The organism is Sulfitobacter dubius, assembly GCF_900113435.1.
In the GTDB taxonomy this organism is placed as follows: Bacteria; Pseudomonadota; Alphaproteobacteria; order Rhodobacterales; family Rhodobacteraceae; genus Sulfitobacter; species Sulfitobacter dubius.
This window is the reverse complement of record NZ_FOPG01000010.1, coordinates 1-17,329: the sequence shown is the minus strand read 5'-3', so window position 1 is coordinate 17,329 and position 17,329 is coordinate 1. Positions and strand designations below refer to the sequence as shown.

The window sequence follows — 17,329 nt, the reverse complement described above, 5'->3', positions numbered from 1 at the left end:
GGATCGGTCGGGTCCGTGGGATCAGTCGGATCGGTCGGGTCCGTGGGATCAGTTGGATCGGTCGGGTCCGTGGGATCGGTTGGATCGTCCCCATTACCGCTGCTGCCGGCCGCTGCACCGACTAGGCCCAGGCCACCAACCGCTGCCGCGATCAAGCCCTCATTGGACATCTCACCACCGCCACCGACAAGAGGATCACCTTCGACCCCGCTCTCAGTTCCATCAGCAAGGATCAAGCTATGTAAAGACCCGTCCGCCGCAGGAGTATAGAAATCAACGACTGTAATCACATCGCCGTTCGAAAGGGTAATGAACAAATCATCCCCTTGCCTTGAATAACGCGCGATATCAGAACGGTTAACGTCAATCTTGATGCCAATTTCAGGCCCGGCTTGAATGGTGCGATTTGCCATTGGAAACTCCTCATAGGGACAACCTCAGAACGAGGAATGCCTCAAAAGTATGTATAACTAACTTAAGTATATTAGAAGCGGCCGCTAGCCTGCTTGTCAACCCTGTATGGGGGGGCGTTGCCTCCCGCACTCCGATGCGCAGCTTTAGAAGGAAATCGTCCGAAACCCCTATAATAAGGGGGAAAGCCCCACATTTCTGCGGGGCTTTCGATGAACGCGAGAAGACGGAAACAGATTGTTTACACGCCCTCTACCGAAGTCGAGAGATCAAAGAGCATGCTATCGCCGCCAAGGCCATCCAGCAGATCCATGCCGAGATTGCCCAGCAGACCGCCGCCATCGGCACCCGCTCCTAGTAGACCAGCACCGGTCAACTCGCCCAGCAATCCGTCCTCGCCGATTACATCGGCAAGTAGCCCCATTTCCCCAATGATATCAACAGCCAAGCCGTCGGAACCGGTCACATCACCTAACGAACCTTCGTTCCCCGTTAAATCTCCAAGCAGACCGCCATCTGCGATTACTGGATCAAGCAAGCCGCTTTCGCCCCCCAAGGTGGAAAGCAAGTCCTCAACCGTATCGGAGACGGCACCTGCCGGACCGCTGCCCCCACCGGGGAGGCTGCCAATCAGGCCTTCGCCATCAAAGACGCCACCCTCTCCGGCGAGCAGACCTCCGAGAAGGCCGCCCTCGCCGCCAAGCAAGCCGCCAACAACACCCTCTTCACCAAAAGCACCGTCAAGAGCGCCACCCTCTCCGCTGAGCAAGCCGCCGACAACACCCTCGTCTCCAAGAACACCATCCAAAACACCTTCCACGGCTTCAACGACACCATCCACCGCACTTTCTTCACCCAGCAAACCCTCGGCCAGCCCGGCTCCCCCAAGCACGCCCCCCAAAAGGCCGTCCTCAAACACAAGACCACCCGTCAAACTACCAGACCCATCACTGCCCCCAAGAAGACCGCCGCCCGTTAAGGTGCCGACCAGACCATCCTCTCCGGTAACAGAGTTCAGAAGCCCATCATCACCGACCAAATCTCCAAGCAGCCCGTCAGACCCGGTCAAATCTCCCAACAGTCCATCGTTACCGGTGAGTTCGCCTAATACGCCTTCATCTGCAAGAATGGGATCCAGCACACCAGTGTCCGCTGTATCCGTAGGCTCCGTTGTATCTGTCGGGTCAGTTTGGTCCGTCGGGTCCGTAGGATCAGTTGCATCCGTCGGGTCCGTAGGATCAGTTGCATCCGTCGGATCAGTAGGGTCGGTTGCATCCGTCGGATTGGTTGGCTCTGTAGCATCTGTCGGGTCAGTTGCGTCCGTCGGATCGGTTGGTTCTGTAGCATCTGTCGGATCGATTGGGTCGGTAGGGCCAGCGGGATTGATCGCATCATCGCTGTCATCAGCAAACGCAAGAGAAGCTGTCGCCAGCGCCCCTAGCCCGGCACCAATTTGCTCCATGCTGGCCCCAAGCCCGGCAACTTCTTCCTTTTCATCCGGCGTGCCCTCCACACCACTGAACGTCCCATCGGCCAACATCAGCTTGTGAGACACACCGTCCGCTGCAGCTTCATAGAAGTCAGATACGACGATTTTACCCCCATCACGCAACTCTACAATGAGGCTATCCCCCGATTTCACATATCTGGAAATGTCTCCCTTGGTGGCATCTATCTGCACGTTGGCCGCATCTCCGGCCCGGAGTTCAGTCATTGCCATTTTCTCATCCTCTTTCCATCCCGCGCCTTTTCAGGGGCGTGATCATTGGTCCACCCAGTTTCCAATTAATGAGATCACATACTAAAGTTTAGGTCAATAGTATTGAACACATACTTTAGCCTGCATCACCTCGCGTTGCCCATGCACACCGATATCCCGCAAAAGCCCTCTAAAGCGGGACCACCAGGTTGACGATGCGCACTCAGAATCGCACCATCTACAACAGGCACTTAGATCGGTATGTCACCCCTTCTGCCCGCCGCAAAACGAAGCATGCCGGAGAACCAAATGCCCGAAGAAAAAGGTTCGGCTTTGAACGCAGCAAAAGTCAGACCTGTTTTGCAGGCAGTCGCACGGTTGATATCCACCGATCGCCGCATCGCGATACTCACAACACCCAAAGCGGAAATTCTTCTTTCGAACCCCCCTGCGAACCAATTGGGGTTGGACTCGGCCGCCCTCAAAGCAACCTTCAGCTGGCCTAAGCTTTGCACGCGCGCACAGCGCAGCGGCAGCGTTGCAGTATCCACAACATACAATGGCACGCAGCTTGAGGGTGAGTTAGTACATCTCTCCCTTGGCAAGGCCGAAACCTTCCTCTTGCGTTTGGTGGAAACCGATCAAGAGGCGGTACAATTACAAAACCGCGCACGCGCAGCGACCCTACTTCGGGTCGCCCACGACCTTAGGACACCAATCCAATCTGTTTTGGCATCCGCCGAAGCACTTTTTGATCAGGAGCAAGGGGCAACGACGGCGCCCAACCCGAACATCAATGACGTACAAAAATCGGCGCAGCTGGCGCTTGCACATATAGAAAAAGTGATCCGCGTGATCCGGGGCGAGCTGACCGGCGCTCACCTGCAGGCCGATGAAGACTTTAACTTAGGCGAAGAAGCACAAAACATCCTCGATATGATCAAACCCATCGTGCACAGCCGTGGCGCGACCGTGACTCTGGATGTGCAACCACAAGACCAACTTCGACTTCACGGCCCCGTGCATCTGGTCCGTGCCTTACTACAAAACATGTTCGACAATTCCGGCAAACACGGTGGAAAGGCCATCGACATACATATTACATGCGCACCCGATCCAAGACAGCAAAACCCTAAAAAACGAAACGAAAGCATCATCGCCATTGAAGTCGCTGATCAAGGCGGCGGCATACCAAAGGCCCAAAAGGCGCGCCTTCTGGGAACCACTACGGAAGGAAAACGCAGCGACCAACGCGCAGGCACCAGGACCGACCGGACCAGTGCCGGGATGAACGTTTTGGCCCATGCCATCAGCCACCTTGGCGGCCGCATTGAACTACTTGACCGAGCTCATGACGGCGGACCGCTGACAGACCCGTCCCAACCCGTGGCCGGGACGATCATGCGCGCGACATTTTCATTACCCCGTGCCGGGGCAGACACTGCAACCGAAAACCTAGAAGCCCCAGCGAGCGGCGAAGGGCTTCTGAAGGACCTTGGAATACTGGTCGTAGAAGACAGCCCTTCGAGCCGAGACTGGCTAGTCCATAGCCTTGGCCAAGCGGGCGCAAAGGTCGAAGGGGTCGAAAACGGATTGCGAGCCTTGCGGATTTTGCAACGACCCGACGCGGCCCAAGCCATTCACATGCTGCTGACCGATATGACACTTCCCCATATAAATGGCGTCGAACTCCTCCGCAGCATCCGTGATGAACAATCAAAAGGCAGACTGGATTGGGACGGGCTAATTCTTGGACTGACAGCGCATGTGAACGACAACCTACGTGAAGCATGCATGAACCTCGGCATGGTTCGACTTTTGGAAAAGCCAATCCGCAATGCGGCGCTCTGCCATGCAGTTTACTGCGCGGCACATAGTAAGGACGACCACACCGACCCCTCAACGGATGGCAAGGACCAGCCCAACAAAAAATCGGCCGCAACTTCCGCAGAACCACTTTCTAAGAAAGTGCTTAAAGATCTCACCAAGCAACTTGGGAATGAAGCCGCATTGGACTTCATGAGACGTGCACATGCCGAAGCACAGGCGATCCTTGATCAGATCAGGCCTGGCAAGCAGAGCACTGAAACCAAACGCTTGCTACACGCGGCAACAGGGTCTTCTGGGCTGACTGGGCTTAAACTTTTAGAGCAAAGCCTACGCCAAGTGGAGCTTTCCTTGGACACCTCTGAAACGACCCAGCAGATTGCACTCGAGAGTGCGCGGGACGCATTGGAAGCGACCCAAAAGGCTATGAGCGGAATTGCCTCTAGTTCAAGCACCAGCAGATGATTGCTTGCTTCGCTGCGGTTTCGTGATAGATCTAGCGCCCGGGCCGAAAGACGGCGATAATGTTGCGACTAGGGGATTTCACCCAGGGGTTTCGTAAAACAAATATGAGTAATATGACTACCCCGCAAGACAAGCCGACCCGGATCCTAATCGCAGACGACCATGCGATGATCTTAGAGATGTTCGAGCAATTTCTCTCAAACCTTCCTGATTTCGAAGCACAAACTGCCCCCGACCTTGAAACTGCGCTCGACAAGATCGAGGCAGACGGACCCTTCGATCTAGTTCTGGTAGACCTCGACATGCCAGGTATGAATGGCATTACAGGCCTCTCAAAAGCACTCGAGCAAAACGGCGGAAAGCCGGTAGGCATCCTAACCAGCAACCCCACCGCACATGTCGTTTCAGAAGCACTGGCACTGGGCGGCGCAGGGATCATCCTAAAAACACAATCGCTCAAAAGCCTAACCAATGAAATACGCTTCATGGCCAATGGGGGCCGATACGTGCCAGTCGAACTCATCGACCGGCCGCGCGCCAAAGTCCGCGAAGCCTCAAATGACTCTGCCTTATCAGAGCGTGAGATGTCCGTTCTCGCCCTTCTCGCGCAAGGTAAGCCTAACCGAGAAATTGGGGCAGAACTGGGCTTGGCTGAAGCAACTGTCAAAATGCATGTAAAGTCTATTTGCGCAAAGCTGGGGGCCAGCAACCGCACCCAAGCAGTTATCGTCGCTCGCGATCTAAACATGTTCTGAACGGGCAACAGCCCCTTCCCAGCAACCTTAGTTGCATCCACAAGTTTATCTGCGCTACGCTTTCGTTACATCCCTCCAAAGTTCAAGAGAGGGCCAAGTGCGGAGCCCATGGTGAGCAAGCCAGTTATCGTCTTTGCAGGCGCAGTATACCCCGGCCAATTCGGCCTATTATGCGATTACTTGCGTCATTCAGGCCTAGCTGAGAGCTACTTTCTAACAACACCAGGGCATATGAAGCGCAACCGCCACCGCGGCCGCCATATTCTTGGCTTCCGCCCCGACGGTCCCATCATAAGCAATGACCGATACTATTATTCAGCGAAAGTGGAACGCTCTGCTCGTATCGGAAGAGGTCTACTGAATGCCCTTCGAGACCTGCGCAAGCAAAAGCGGATTGATGTAGTGGTGGCGCATTCCCTCTGGGGCGCACCGCATTTCCTGTACGATGAAATCGACGCCGCCATTGTCAGCTATATCGAATTTCCAAGTTTCCGCGCTCATGGTTGGGACCCGGCCTATCCACCCGACTTGGCGCAACGGATTACAGACCGGAATGCTGAGATGCTAAACTTCCATCAGGCCCTCTCTAGCGACTTGGTAATTTGCCCCAGCCAACATGCCAAAAACATGTTCCCCCCTGCCCTACGCGCCAATATCGAAGTTCAAATGGAGGGTTTTGATTTTCGATCAATGCCGGCACCGGTGACCGGTGGCCGCGAGAAGATGATAATAGGCTTCGCGGCAAGAGATTTGTCTTCCGCCAAAGGTTTCGAAACCTATGTGAGGCTGGTCGACAAACTGGTATCGCAAGGCGTTGACGCACAGTTCGTTGCCTTCGGCGGCGCGGAAGAAGCAACCTACGGCTACGAACAACAGGCCGTCACAAGACGCCACAATGGCCAGGTCCAAACGTTCCGTGATCACTTGATGCTCACCTATCCTAGGGCCGCGAAGGTGATCGAATTCCCTGGTAAATTGCCTTACGAAGAATTCTCAAAGCGGATCACAGAAGTAGACCTTTTTCTCTACCCGCTGAAGTTCGGCGTGGCGAACTGGGGCTTGATGGAAATACTCGGACGCGGTGGCTGCGTCTTAGCACCCGACCGCGGATATGCCGCTGAGATGATCCAAGACGACGTCAACGGCCAACTTCTTCCAGATAACGATGACGCTTGGCTAAACGCAATCCTCGCACTTATGGAGGATCCGGCACGACGCTTACGCTATGGGCAAAAAGCGCGCAGTATTGCCCGCACTCAATACGACCTGTCTGTCACAGCCCCCCGCTATATGACACTGTTCCGACAAGCGATGTCCAATCGCGCGGCCCGCATCGGGAACACGTGAGAGAGAGAGAGAGAAAGAGCCCGTTTATCTAGAAATATGTGCTGAGACCCAGACCAAATGTCTGCCGAGCGTCGCCTGGCTCGCGCTCTAAGGGGCTGGCGACATAAAGCGAAACAGGAGTTGCTCCAATATCGAGGGTAACCGACACACCAACACTGCTACGGCGATGCCACCCATCATCGATTATCCCGCCAAGCGTGTCATCTAGCCCCCAGCTTCCCCCAGTATCTATGAATATGCCCCCCAGGACGGGTGTGTGTAATAGCTCGCCGAAATCACGTTGCACTTCGATAGATGCACGAACAAAATTATTGCCGCCTAATGCGTCCTCCCCATCGCGAGGCCCAATACCCCGCGGTGCAAACCCACGAAAACCGTCCGCGCCGGGGTAGAACCGATCGATGGCTCGAGTGGCATTGCCGTCCAAGCCAGAAACCGCGCCCGCATCAAATCCCAACAGCAGACGGGTCTTATCTGCGATCGGAAACTGCATCCGTGCCTCAAGCCGTGTATCTGAGAGCAGGTCAGGTGTTCCAACGTTCCAGAAATACTGATCCAGCTTAACGCTGTAACCAAAGCTCTGCCATTGGCCATCCGCTTCTTCTTTTTCAGTCCAACTTTTATGCGCCACCCCAAACCGCACATAAGGAGCCGCGATACCATCAGTCTGCTCGCGCACCAACAAAGCACTGGCACTCGGATCAAGGTTATAAAGTCGGTGGTCTCGGTATCCGATACCCGCTTCAAACCGTGTATTGGCCCGCCGCAACCAAGCAAGATAGGCCTCGGCTCTTACTGTTTCATAGCTAAAGCTGAGATCATCAAAAGTTTCACGCCCCGCCACAACCTCAAACCCCAAATCCAGCGACGTCTCAAAGGCTTCCGTCCGATACAGGTTCGCACTATAGCGCTGCACTTCTTCACCATATTCAAGGCGCATTGCCCCATAGGTGCGGTCGAACAGATTATAGCGCTCAAAGGACAAACTGGCTGTCAGCCCGTCCTGTGAGACATAGGCAAGACTCGCATCAAGGCGTCCAGGTCTTGTATCCAACTCCTGGACCTCAATAACCAGAAGATCACCTTCCAACGAGAGGTTTACGGTTTCAAACACCCCCGTCGACATCAAACACTCTTCAATCGCCATCATCTCCCATCGGGAATAAGCGATCCCCGCCTCAGCCCCGCAGGTTTTTTGGATGTCGCCTTCAGGAATGAACTGCGCCCCGCGCACCTCCACACTGCGCACATTCTGCTCTGCAAACGCCGCGGTCCAAGGCAGCCCCACTGCCATTGCCCCCCCCAGCGATATTACTCGCGGCACAGCAAAGAAGAGGGCGCGAAACGCGCTTAAGGTGGGCAGCAGACGAAGCAAGGGCAGCACTTTCTATGTCATATCTTATATTCGAACAGGGTCAGCAGTGACCCTGCTACATGGGTTTAATGGAGGCGCGCCTTAAGAATGGGGCGTGTCAGGTAGCTTAAAATGGATCGATCCCCACTCTCAATATCAACCTGGGCAATCATCCCAGGGCGGATTGCGTACTGTTCCCCGAAGCGTTCCAAATAGCTCCGTTCAGTGCGCACCATAACGCGGTAAAAGTCTGCTGGACCTTGGGGCGTATCCTCTTCAACCGTATCTTCGGAAATCTGCGTGACCACGCCGCGCAAATCTCCATAGGTGGCAAAATCATACGCCGTAATCTTAACGCTCGCAGGCATGCCTGGCGCGATCAGTGCAACGTCCCGCGGTTTGACCTTCGTCTCAATAATCAACTGATCATCTGTCGGCGTAATCTGCATGATTGGCTCACCTGGCTGAACCACACCCCCAAGTGTGGTGATCTCGATGTTGTTAACCCTTCCCGACACGGGAGATCGGATCTCCGTCCGCCGGAACTCGTCCTGCTTTTGAACCAATTCCTGCTGCATCATCACCAATTTGGCCCTACGCTGAGCCAAATCCTTGTAGGCATCTTGAACATAAACATTGCGGGTTTCGCTGATCTTACCGTCCAGCTCGGCCTTCTTCTGCTCCAGTTGCAGCAGATTGATACGACTAACCGACCCATTGGCAGTTAGAGGCCGCGTGATATCGATTTGCTCCTGAATGGCCGTACGTTCGGCTTCAAGGGCCTCAAGTGAGGCCTCAAGCTTAGTCCGCCTTGCCTTGAACAGCTTTAGTTCGGTCAGCTCTGAACTGTTTGGCGCTTCGCCAAAATCCAACACAGGGCGCTCAAGCACTTCCGCCTCCAAACGTGCGACCTCTGCAACCAAAGCTGTGATCTCCGATTCTGCTGAAAGAAAGGCGGATTCAGACCGGGTTGGGTCAAGGCGCGCCAAGGTCTGACCTTCTCTTACAATATCCCCTTCTTGCACCGCCAATTCCGCGAGAATACCCCCCTCAAGGCTTTGGATCGTCTGCATCCGACGCAGAGGAATAACACGGCCGTCGCCCCGTGTGATCTCATTGATCTGAGCGACAGATGCCCATCCGACAGCAACGATCAAAGTGATGACGACCGTCCGTATCGTACAGCGCGCAACCTTCAGCGTTTGACGCCGGTGGCTGCCATCCAAATGGCTAATTGGCATCTCATCAACGGTGGTCATGTCACAGCCTTCACCGGTTTATTCTGAACCGCATTGGCCCGAGCCGTGTTCAGGATGCTCAGCAGGTCACCGTCCCGTGCCACCCGGCCTTCCTTCAGCACGATTGCGCGTTCAGTGAGCCCCAATAGCTCCCGCTTATGCGTCGAAATAATCGTCGTTCGGCCCTGCAGCCATTCCTTCATATGGGCAATAACCTTGCTTTCCGTGAGATGATCGAAAGCCGATGTCGGCTCATCCAGCAAGACAATCCGCGGATCCTGCAACAACACCCGTGCAAGACCAATAGACTGACGTTGCCCCCCAGAAACATTCGCGTTACCTTGCAGTTGAAGGTCGAGACCGCGGACATGACGTCGTACGAACGTCCCCAAACCCACCGCGTCCAGGGCCTCAAGCAACTCCTCATCAGAATGCAAACCGTGGTCCAACAGCAGATTGTCGCGCAAAGTACCTTGGAAAAGAGCCACACTCTGCGGCAAATAACCAATCTGACGGCGCCGGTCGATCGGATCAATCTGGCTTAGCGATAGGCTGTCCACCAACACGCTGCCCGACTGCGGATCCGTTAACCCCGCCATCATGCGCAAAAGCGTCGACTTCCCAGCCCCGTTGCCCCCAAGCAGCGCAATACGTTCACCGGCTTTGATCGAAAGGTCAGGGATAGAAAGGACCGGCGGCGCTTGAGGATCATGACGGAACACCACGTCGTCCAGCACAAAAGCACCTGACAGCGCAGGCGCGCGCACAAAATGGCGATCATCGGGACGTTCCACGGACAAATCCATGATCTGATCCAGCCCTTCCATCGCCGCCCGCACATGCTGCCACCGCGCCAAGAGGCCAGCCACCTGCCCCATCGGGGCCATCGTACGGCCCGAGAGCAAAGTGCAAGCAATCAGGCTCCCCACGGTCAGCTCACCAGCGCTGATCAAATAAACACCGGTGATGATCACGCCTGCATAGGCGAGCTTTTGGACTGAGCTGACAAGCTGGGTCATAAAGTTGGTAATGCTGCGGGTTTTAATCGCCGTCGTCGCCATCGTGGCCGACAGCTGGGCATGCGCACGTTGTAAGCGGCCCTCAGCACGCGACGCCTTCACAGTCTCCAAATTCGAAATCGTTTCCAGCAAAAGCCCGTTCAGCGCAGCAGCCTCACGCGTGTTTTCTCTTGAGGCTCTCCCAAGCTTCTTCTGCATCACAAGTCCGGGCAAGACCGTAAAAATCACGCCCGCCAGCACCACCAGCGCAACTGGTCCCCCTATAAACCAAATTACCCCTACAAAGATCAGCACGAATGGCAAATCGCAGATCGCTGTGACGGTACTTGAAGTAAAAAACTCCCGCACGGTGGCAAAGTCTCGAACTTGGTTCGCAAAAACCCCGGTAGAGGGAGGCTGATGCTTCAACCGCATGTTGGCGACTTTATCAAAGAGCTGCGCCGAGAGCCGCAGATCGAGATCCCGCCCAGAAACATCAACGAGCGTTGAGCGCATAATGCGCAACACCAGTTCTAGAACGATCGCAATGCCCACACCGCTGGCAAGAATCCACAAAGTGTCGAATGCGTTACTGGGCACCACCCGATCATAGACCTGCATTGAAAAAAGGGCTGTCGCAACAGCAAGCAAGTTGGCCGCAAAAGATGCCCAAATGACATCGCGGTAGATGCTCCAGTTGCTCAGAACCGGTCCTAAAATCCAATGCCGACCATTTTTAGTATCCTCCAACCGGCTGCTCACAATATCGATCGGCTTCGATATCAAGACGCGTCCATCATGCATTTTGTCCAGCTTGCTGCGCGGCCATAGCGCACGACCGCCACCAGATTCTGGCAAAATGACCCGTGCCTGCGACTCTGGAAGCCCCTCCAAGACAAGGGTTCGGCCGTCCTTCAGAAAGACCAGCGCGGGCAAGCAATGGGCAGGCAATGTGTCCAGCGATTCTCGGCTAACCCGGCAACTCATGTTGACCCGGCGCAACGCGAGAGACGCCATATGCTCAGATTGTGCGGCGTCACTTGCCTTGGGCAGACCATCAGTAAGCTGCTCTGCCGACGTCGTTACGCCTTGCACCCGGCAAAGTTCAACAAGACCAGCGATCAAAGAGCCTGCGAAGTCATGGTCTTTCATCTCTGCTCCCTTATAAATCATAGTGCTCCCAACCACCGCCTTCGATTATTATGATGCGGTGTTGATGATCAGTGTGCCTAGAACACCCAGATCGTGCGCGGCTTGGTATTCCGTGCGCTTGCGCTCCTCGTAGGTGTCAATTTTTTCAATTTCTGAATCGTAAAGATCACGACCTGTGGTCAGCAGGTCCAAAAGCTCGCGCTGACCTCCAATGAACTGCTGTTCGTAGGTGTCGAGCACCCGCTGGGATTCAAGCAGCTGCTGAGCACGTGCCTTCTCCGTTCTGCGCAGTATGCTGATCTGTTGTAAGGCGCTCGTCGCTGTATTCGTCAGTTGCCGCTCAGTGAAAACCAATGTGGATTTCGCCGCCTGCAGGTTCAACTCCGCTGACTGAATCTTACGACGCCCAAGTCCGCTGGAATTGAGATCCACCCCCGTAGAAAGACCGATGGCTGCGCTGCTCTTGCCTCCGTTGAGCGCGGCACGACCCTGGGCCTGCAATTTGATCGTGGGCAAGCGGGATGCCCGAGCCGCTTCCACCCCGGCGGCAGCTTCATCCGCCCCTGCCCGTGCAGCAATATAGTCCGGCGCAATGCGCACTGCAGATCGGATTTTTGCAGCTTCAGCATAGCGCCGACCATAGCCAAGATCAGGAGGCGCCACGATCGAGCCAACTTGGCGGCCCACCAGAAAATCAATCTGCGATAACGCGATGCGGCGGTTCGCAACAAGCTGTGCTAACTGGTCTTCCGCACGTGCAATCTCAAGCTGGGCGCGCGCGACTTCTCCATTGTCTCCGATCCCTGCCCGCGCACGGGCCTGTGCCTGATCGGCAATCCGCTGAGCAAAAGCAGTATAATCACGAGTACGCTCAATTTTGCGGTCAATTACCTCAACATCTATAAAATATTGAGCCACCTGGAGGGTAAGACCTTCCACCGCCATTTTTAGTTCCGAAACCGCCTGAACGCGAACATGGGAGGCGGCGTTGATCTTACTGCGGATCAAGCCCCAGTCGAATAGAACCTGCGAAACCGTCACGGTAATGCCTGGCCCATCGGAATCTGTGGTGGATGTATCGCCCGATACGCTAATGCTTGGATAATAGGCATCACGGGCCGCTTGAATTTCTATAGATCGGCTAGCAACCTTTTGGCGAAGTGCGGCGACTTCACCGTCTCGCTCCGTGGCTTGTAATACCGCTGTACGCAACGAGACCTGCGCCGCAGCAGGCGCCGCTAAAGTCAAAGACAACGCTGTTGCAGCAGCAAAATGAACCCAACCCACAGCGCCTGAGAAAACACTCTGACTGCGCCTCGCAATCCTCATCCAACAAACTCCGTCATCAATTCTGGTGGTAAATCATGCTGGAATCCCGCCTTCATCGGTATCTCTGCGCCCGACAGATTTGCGTCTCCAACAAATGCACCTTTCGTGGCATCATCAGCCGGATCGCTATCTTTCATAGTGGCACCCTCAGGCGTTTCGTCGGTTTCCACTTCGGTGCTCGGCGCCTCTGGATCGTAGTCTTTCCGCTCCAACGTATCGGATGCGGCACCGATCACTTCCTCGACTGCAAGTGAGAAGGCCTGCGCCTCGCTTTGCGCAAGCACAGGCGCCTCCTCTTCGTCGTTTCCCGATAGGAGATTAACTCCCGCTCCCAGCGAAAGACCGGTGCCCGCAAACAGCAAGGGGCTAGACCAATCCATGCTCTCGCCAGCACCGTCTTGAACCTCGGAAAGGCCCGCCAGGACTTCGCTCTCCGCCTCAGAACCAGCCTCCACTGATCCTTGGGCATTCCCATCAGTGGTATAAGAAGGCTCGGGGCCCATCAGTCCGGTTACAAAAGCCTCCCCATTGGGGAGCAACAGGCGGCTAAAGTCGCCCTCCTCACCAATCACAAAAAAGTCCCGTACCAGCAGCGTTTTGCCATCTGAGAAGCTCAAGGCCAAATCAGACCCAAGCTTGTCTGAGGCAACAATGGCCGGCGTGCCCCTTGCAAGGGAAATATCTGCCGGCGTGCCCAACGACATATTCGACACAGCCTGTACGCCCTCGCTTTCCGAGGTTCCTCTTTGCTTAAGCGTTACGCCAACGGACAAGATAAGTCCTTTCTGTCAATAATACGCACTCACAACCGTCGTGTGCTGTCGCGCAAATCGCCAACCAGTCTAAAGTAGTTTATTAAGAGCTTTTTCAGCCTTTCGTTACAAGGATAAATACCCCCACCCAAAAGGATGCAGCCCAATTGGGCCGATTTTGTGACAAATGAATAAAATACCACCTTAAGAATAGATTAGGTGTAATCGACATTATAAAGGCGACCGAGAGAACCCCGTATCACCAGCTACTCTGGATGTGCGCGCAGTGCCTATCAGGCGTTGTCGCTGTCGAAGGTATCTTGGAGCAACCCGCCCAGGAGAGAATGCCCGTGATCACCACCTTGGTCAAAGAGAATGTCGAGCGCGCCCTCGACCGCACCCGCTTCAGCAACTGCAACATCTTCAGCTCCGAGCAGTTCGCCCGTCTCTTCGGCCGCTGTATCGCTGCCAAACAGAGCATCGAAACCTCCATCTTCGCCGGTGATGTCACTCACTCCGCCCGCGAGAATGTCGTTCAACAGATTATCGACCTCACTATCAGGCGCATCCCCCCCCAACCGGATCGGACAGACCAAGCACGTCTTGTTCAACCAAGCTACCAGTGAGGCCCTTTTCACCTGTCAGGCCGGCGAAGAGATCATCACCCTCATCGGTCTCAACGACGTTGAGGCCAAAAACATCATTCTCTCCAAGCAAACCGTCGAGAAGCGTTTGCCCAGGATCCAGAAGCGTTTCGACGGAAGCCAATGGATCTTCAGCAACCCCAGCCACCAATGTATCGAGGAAACCGTCATCACTTGAAACGCCTTCTTCGACCGACTCCTTAACCAGCAATGCGTCGTCAGAAGGCTCGGTCCCTAGGCTCTCGACAACGGGCTCCACGGCTTGCGGTGAAGCAGCCTGCCCGCTCAACAATCCCCCAAGAACACCGCCGACTACGGGGATATCATCAACCACGCCCCCAACGGCCACATCTGGATTGAGAGCCGGCCCAGAAACTAGGGCCTCGTCCTCCGGAACGCTTGAAGTTTCAGGGGTTGTCATATCCGGCAATTCAGCGGGCTCGGCCTCTTCAACCTCAACAACGCCACCACCTAGCAGCCCTCCAACAAGTCCATCAACAAGCCCGTCATCGCCAACTAGATCATCAACAACACCGTCGTCGCCTAAAAGACTGCCAGCCAGCGTCCCTTCTGCAAGGGCGCCGCCGACAAGGCCATCCTCTCCAACGATATCCTCGGAAACTTGCGCTACAGTCTCAGTGCTTGTTTCAAGAGCGTCGGACGCCTCAATACCAGTCGTATCAGCCAGCTCGGCAGGAACGCCTTCTGTGCTCTCACCCAACAAACCATCAAGCACGCCAGTATCGCCAAGAAGGCCCCCAACCAGCCCATCGTCGCCCAACACGCCCCCGACGAGTCCATCTTCTCCGAGCAGGCCATCACCATTGTCGCTCAGAACACCTTCGACAAGATTGCTTTCACCAAGCAGGCCACCGGCCAAGCTTTCATCCTCAAGGCCAGCGCCGACAAGGTCATCAGCAACACCACCGACCAGTCCACCCTCGCCGAGCACGCCATCAACAACTTGAGTTACAGTCTGCGCGCCTGTGTCCAAAACACCTGACACCTCACTGAGTGTCGTATCAACCAAATCAGCCGGAACAACGTCTGTGGGATCGGAGCTCCCCCCACCCAGCAATCCGCCAAGAAGGCCATTATCACTAAGAAGGTCGCCAACCAGCCCATCCTCGCCAAGCACACCGCTGACAACACCGTTGTCGCCAAGCACGCCCCCGACGAGCCCATCTTCTCCAGCAAGGCCATCAATAAGGCCGTCTTCACCAAGAAGGCCGCCGGCCAAGCTCTCATCACCACTGCCGCCGCCGAGAAGACCATCAACAACACCACCGACCAGCCCAGCCTCGCCGATCACGCCGTCAACAACTTGGGTTACAGTCTGCGCGCCTGTATCCAGAACACCTGACACCTCACTGAGTGTCGTATCAACCAAATCAGCCGGGACGCCCTCTGTGGTCTCAGAGCTACCCCCACCCGACAATCCGCCAAGAAGGCCATTATCGCCGAGAAGACCACCAACTAGCCCATCCTCGCCAAGCACGCCGCCGACAACACCGTTGTCACCCAAAACACCCCCGACAAGGCCATCTTCGCCAAGCAGGCCATCAACAATGCCATCTTCGCCTAAAACGCCTTGGACCAGTCCATTTTCACCAAGCAAGTCGTCAACAACGCCGCCTTCACCAAGAAGGCCACCGACAACGCCATCGTCACCGAGAACACCCCCGACAAGCCCGTCTTCGCCAAGCAGGGCATCAACCACGCCATCTTCACCCAAAACGGCACCAACAACGCCACCGTCGCCAAGAAGGCCCGAGACGAGGCCATCTTCACCAAGCAGAACGCCTACCACCCCATCCTCACCCAAAACGGAATCAAGCGCGCTCCCCTCGCCGAGAACACCGTCGAGCAAACCGTCCGCCAGATCGCCGTCGCCAATTACCGAGCCAACGATGGGGCCGACGGGACCTTCAGCCCCTGCAATATCCTCAGGCAGCAAATGATCACCGGGCACGACCGCGATAGTGGGAACAACTTTTTCCGCCGCGCCTAAAACCTCATTAAGTTGTTCTGCCACAGATGAATTGGTCGATGCGCGCGTCGTACCTTGGATCGACACGCTGCCAATAGCGCTCCCATCGACCCCGATGTGGGAGGTGAGCTGGCTCTCTTGGACGCTCGGTGCGACCGACATCTCTAAATCATCTGCATCAAAGCTTGCCCCTTGAAGAGGGTCAACGCTATCTGCTTCGATCGCGGCCCCATCAGGCTGAAAAGCCCCCCCAACATTCTCGCCCTCCGCAACATCGGCTGATTTTGCGGAAGGACCTTGGGTTTCACTCCGTGCTAAAGAAGCTAAGATATCCGCCCCAGGCAGGGTCGCAGCAAACGCCATCAAACCGTCTTGAGACGCGCTTTGCGCCGCCAAACCCATGCCGATCGCGCCGGCCGTAACAGAAATTCCAGTGCTGCGGGGGCTCATATCGCCTGCAGGCCGCAACAAGCCTAACGGAATCGAGGATTGACCGAATTGATCGGCGACCTGATCGCGCTCCTGCGCGCTCTTGCTGCTCTCAAACTTGCCCAACTGGCAGCTCCATAACTTTGCGCAACTTCACATCAATGACGCGCCTTGCCGCCTCCAAAGCCCCATTTTGCTAGCAGCATTCACAGGAGGCGCCATACTTTCTATCGTACACAGATCAGCAGAACCCTCGCTCAGCTCAAAAGCATACCAAAGGAGTAATGACTTACTATAGTATGCCCTCCAATCCTATCTGGCAAGAAATTCAACACCCGCCTAGCGGAAACAATTCCTCATAACTGTTCAGCTACGGCCAAAAAGCCACAATCCAACGCCTCTACAGCCCAAGCCTCCGCCAAGGGGCCGTCTGACTGCTCAGGCTACTAGGTGGTCTATCGAGCGTCCTTATGGACGCCTGCGAAGTCCCCCCTGCATCAGTTTTTGTCGGCCTCCGATACGGGCCATCGCTGTCATTGATCTAAGGCCGCCCGGAGAGCACGGCCAGATGCTGGAATGGTATTGGAACAGTTCAATTCAGATGAAGGGGTCCGTTGCATTAACGCCGCTTCGGCGCAGTAAAAGCAGGAACTGCGATCATCAAGCGGCTTCCGGGAAGAGTTTGGCGACGAAGTCGATCTCGTTTTCAACTCCGGTCCTGCAGCTTTCGAACTGACCCTTGCGGATGGTGCGGAAGGTTTCGATCCCGGCGAGCGCGGCCTTTGCGCCGGCCATGGTCTGGAAGCCACGCATCGGTCGCAGCCGCTGTTTTATTGCAGCATGATCGCTCTTAATCCGGTTGTTCAGGTACTTGCGATCGACATGGCGGATTGTGTGCTCTGGCCCGAGCCGGTCGTTGATCTCGCCGATCACCTTGGC

At 55.5% G+C, this 17,329-nt stretch carries 13 protein-coding genes; 3 read left to right on the top strand and 10 right to left on the bottom strand.

What is annotated here, in order from left to right:
* Together BM229_RS18140 and BM229_RS17740 are read right to left on the bottom strand one after the other, a co-directional pair.
* Positions 1-413 (bottom strand): BapA/Bap/LapF family prefix-like domain-containing protein (locus tag BM229_RS18140; protein ID WP_139226317.1); only part of this gene is annotated, 413 nt, incomplete at its 3' end.
* A gap of 239 nt (positions 414-652) precedes the next feature.
* Entirely contained in the window at positions 653-2,125 is a 1,473-nt protein-coding gene (locus tag BM229_RS17740) for a BapA prefix-like domain-containing protein (protein WP_208604121.1), read from the bottom strand.
* A gap of 294 nt (positions 2,126-2,419) precedes the next feature.
* On the opposite strand from BM229_RS17740, the gene BM229_RS17735 reads away from it, so the two are divergent.
* The 3 genes from BM229_RS17735 (at position 2,420) to BM229_RS17725 (ending at position 6,504) form a co-directional block, all read left to right on the top strand.
* Positions 2,420-4,402: a response regulator gene (locus tag BM229_RS17735; protein ID WP_167360299.1), complete on the top strand. Its 1,983-nt coding sequence runs from the start codon at positions 2,420-2,422 to the stop codon at positions 4,400-4,402.
* 59 nt (positions 4,403-4,461) lie between these two features.
* Entirely contained in the window at positions 4,462-5,157 is a 696-nt protein-coding gene (locus BM229_RS17730) for a response regulator transcription factor (protein ID WP_338117479.1), read from the top strand.
* A 111-nt stretch (positions 5,158-5,268) separates the two neighbouring features.
* Complete coding sequence (locus BM229_RS17725) at positions 5,269-6,504, top strand: glycosyltransferase (RefSeq protein WP_208604120.1); 1,236 nt, start codon at positions 5,269-5,271, stop codon at positions 6,502-6,504.
* A 28-nt stretch (positions 6,505-6,532) separates the two neighbouring features.
* Here the strand turns inward: BM229_RS17725 and BM229_RS17720 are convergent, their stop codons facing one another.
* The 8 genes from BM229_RS17720 to BM229_RS17685 all read right to left on the bottom strand — a co-directional run.
* Positions 6,533-7,798, bottom strand: coding sequence for a BamA/TamA family outer membrane protein (locus BM229_RS17720; RefSeq protein ID WP_093928972.1), 1,266 nt, complete (start codon positions 7,796-7,798; stop codon positions 6,533-6,535).
* A gap of 146 nt (positions 7,799-7,944) precedes the next feature.
* Entirely contained in the window at positions 7,945-9,117 is a 1,173-nt protein-coding gene (locus tag BM229_RS17715) for a beta-barrel domain-containing protein (protein ID WP_093928969.1), read from the bottom strand.
* On the bottom strand, positions 9,114-11,246 hold the full coding sequence (locus tag BM229_RS17710) for a type I secretion system permease/ATPase (RefSeq protein WP_093928968.1): 2,133 nt from the start codon (positions 11,244-11,246) through the stop codon (positions 9,114-9,116). Before BM229_RS17710 ends, BM229_RS17715 begins: the two co-directional genes overlap by 4 nt.
* Before the next feature lie 48 nt (positions 11,247-11,294).
* Positions 11,295-12,533, bottom strand: a complete 1,239-nt coding sequence (locus BM229_RS17705; RefSeq protein WP_244152273.1) for a TolC family protein — start codon at positions 12,531-12,533, stop codon at positions 11,295-11,297.
* A 38-nt stretch (positions 12,534-12,571) separates the two neighbouring features.
* On the bottom strand, positions 12,572-13,348 hold the full coding sequence (locus tag BM229_RS17700; protein ID WP_139226316.1) for a hypothetical protein: 777 nt from the start codon (positions 13,346-13,348) through the stop codon (positions 12,572-12,574).
* A 272-nt stretch (positions 13,349-13,620) separates the two neighbouring features.
* Entirely contained in the window at positions 13,621-13,866 is a 246-nt protein-coding gene (locus BM229_RS17695; protein WP_139226315.1) for a hypothetical protein, read from the bottom strand.
* Positions 13,867-13,885: 19 nt separating this feature from the next.
* Positions 13,886-16,516, bottom strand: a complete 2,631-nt coding sequence (locus BM229_RS17690; RefSeq protein WP_093928964.1) for a hypothetical protein — start codon at positions 16,514-16,516, stop codon at positions 13,886-13,888.
* Between the two features lie 534 nt (positions 16,517-17,050).
* A partial coding sequence (locus BM229_RS17685; protein WP_139226314.1) for a DDE-type integrase/transposase/recombinase occupies positions 17,051-17,329 on the bottom strand: 279 nt, incomplete at its 5' end.

Excerpts from the sequence above, each read along its gene's own strand:
- BM229_RS17740 (WP_208604121.1), bottom strand. The coding sequence starts at position 2,125 with ATGACTGAACTCCGGGCCGGAGATGCGGCCAACGTGCAGATAGATGCC.
- BM229_RS17735 (WP_167360299.1), top strand. The coding sequence starts at position 2,420 with ATGCCCGAAGAAAAAGGTTCGGCTTTGAACGCAGCAAAAGTCAGACCT.
- BM229_RS17730 (WP_338117479.1), top strand. The coding sequence starts at position 4,462 with ATGTTGCGACTAGGGGATTTCACCCAGGGGTTTCGTAAAACAAATATG.
- BM229_RS17720 (WP_093928972.1), bottom strand. The coding sequence starts at position 7,798 with ATGGCAGTGGGGCTGCCTTGGACCGCGGCGTTTGCAGAGCAGAATGTG.
- BM229_RS17715 (WP_093928969.1), bottom strand. The coding sequence starts at position 9,117 with ATGACCACCGTTGATGAGATGCCAATTAGCCATTTGGATGGCAGCCAC.
- BM229_RS17710 (WP_093928968.1), bottom strand. The coding sequence starts at position 11,246 with ATGAAAGACCATGACTTCGCAGGCTCTTTGATCGCTGGTCTTGTTGAA.